This is a genomic window from Mesorhizobium sp. M7A.F.Ca.CA.004.04.2.1 (assembly GCF_004022825.1).
Taxonomy (GTDB): Bacteria; Pseudomonadota; Alphaproteobacteria; order Rhizobiales; family Rhizobiaceae; genus Mesorhizobium.
The window spans coordinates 1-1,606 of sequence record NZ_RZPH01001209.1 but is presented as its reverse complement, the minus strand read 5'-3'; the positions used below and the strand labels follow the sequence as shown (position 1 = coordinate 1,606).

The window sequence follows — 1,606 nt, the reverse complement described above, 5'->3', positions numbered from 1 at the left end:
GTGCATGCACGCAAGGCGTGGCTGGAAGGGCTGAGCCCCAAGGAAAACCGTGACATCCCGCCGCTCGACTACAACAGGGTCTATCGGCTGAAGGTCAGAAAACATAACGAATTCATTGGCATCAATGGTGGAATTCAGTCGATTGAAGAGGCGCAGAAGCATCTCGGTCATGTCGATGGCGCGATGCTTGGCCGCGCCGCCTACCACACGCCCGGCATTCTGGCCGGCGTCGATGCCGCTTTCTACGGCGTCCAGTCCGAGCCGTTCGATTTCGCCGCGCTGATCGATGCGATGGCGGACTATGCGGCACGCCATATCGAGCAGGGTGGGCGGCTTGGCCATGTCACCCGCCATATGGTCGGACTGTTCCATGGCCTGCCCGGTGCGCGCCGCTACCGGCAGATCCTGTCCACGGACGCGACAAAACCCGGGGCCGGCCCGGACGTGCTGAAGACGGCTTACGCGGCCGTCGAGTTCGGTGGCGCAGCAGCCGAAGCGGCTTGAGCTTCGGGGATCAATCCCTGAGGATCATGCGGTCGCCGCGCACGTCAAAACCCGACAATGAACCGATGAAGTTCATGCCGAGCAGGCTCTGGCTGAGCATTCCGGGTGCGGCGATCATCACCGACATATCCCTGCGCATGATGCCGCCGATCGCAATCTGATCGGTTTTCACGGCCGCGGCGCGCGCCATGCCGTTGGCGGTCGAAACCGGTATGGTGTAGTTGAGCGCCGCTGGATTGAATCCGGCGGCCTGCGCATCCTGCGACGTCAGCACGGTGCTGGTCGCGCCGGTATCCACCACGGCCCGGACCGGGTTGCCATTGATCAGGATGCGCGCTTCGAAATGGCCGTTGTCCGCCTTGTCGAGCGTCACCGTGGCGTGGCCGTCCTCGACGCCAAGCGCAAGCGGGCTGCCGGGAACAAGGCCCGCGGTCACCCGGCTGGCGACATCCTGCAACTCATAGCGATACTGGTAGCCGGCGATCAGCGCGAGTGCGATCGCCGCCCAGGCGCCGAGATTGCGGGCCATGGCGCCCAGGGGGCGGCCCGAGCGAAGCAGGCCGGCGCCGATAAGGGCGCCAAAGGCACCGAGCCAGATCAGCCGGCTGAAATCGTTGTTCTCGACGCCGAGCGTGCTGCCGGCGGAATCATTGAGCATGAGCAGGACTGCTCCCACCCCGATCGCGGCCATCAAAATCCAGAACAACCGGCTCATCCGCACCTCACGATAGCGCGCCGCGTTCGCGCGCCATACGGGTGCGGCGAGTTTCCCGGCGCGGCCGGCGTTCGACCGTCTCCAGCCGGGCCGGCAATTGCGCCATGACGCTGCGGCGCGTTTCCGTCGTCATCCCGATCCAGGCGCCGATTTCCTCGCGCGTGCGACCGCAACCGAAACAGAAGCCGGTTTTCATGTCGATCGAACAGACCAGGATGCACGGGGATTCGATGGCCGTCATGACTTTCTCTTGGGCTTCCATCCGGAATCCCTTGTTCCACCTCCACATGGTGCAATGGCAAAGCCAATGCAAGCCCTCGCGATTGCGCCCTTCGGGGCCGGCTTTGCGGCAAATGCAGGCCCATCATCCCGGAGGTTGTGCCAACC

3 protein-coding genes are annotated in these 1,606 nt (G+C 64.3%); 1 reads left to right on the top strand and 2 read right to left on the bottom strand.

The features are described 5' to 3' along the window. Positions 1-504 (top strand): tRNA-dihydrouridine synthase (locus EN893_RS33070; RefSeq protein WP_206640223.1); only part of this gene is annotated, 504 nt, incomplete at its 5' end. 10 nt (positions 505-514) lie between these two features. Here the strand turns inward: EN893_RS33070 and EN893_RS33065 are convergent. Both EN893_RS33065 and EN893_RS33060 read right to left on the bottom strand, forming a co-directional pair. Continuing rightward, positions 515-1,219: a TIGR02281 family clan AA aspartic protease gene (locus EN893_RS33065; protein WP_127270820.1), complete on the bottom strand. Its 705-nt coding sequence runs from the start codon at positions 1,217-1,219 to the stop codon at positions 515-517. Positions 1,220-1,226: 7 nt separating this feature from the next. Beyond that, positions 1,227-1,460 (bottom strand): DUF1289 domain-containing protein, encoded by a 234-nt coding sequence (locus EN893_RS33060; protein WP_164748880.1) that lies wholly within the window; start codon positions 1,458-1,460, stop codon positions 1,227-1,229. Between the last annotated feature and the right edge of the window lie 146 nt (positions 1,461-1,606).

Excerpts from the sequence above, each read along its gene's own strand:
- EN893_RS33065 (WP_127270820.1), bottom strand. The coding sequence starts at position 1,219 with ATGAGCCGGTTGTTCTGGATTTTGATGGCCGCGATCGGGGTGGGAGCA.
- EN893_RS33060 (WP_164748880.1), bottom strand. The coding sequence starts at position 1,460 with ATGACGGCCATCGAATCCCCGTGCATCCTGGTCTGTTCGATCGACATG.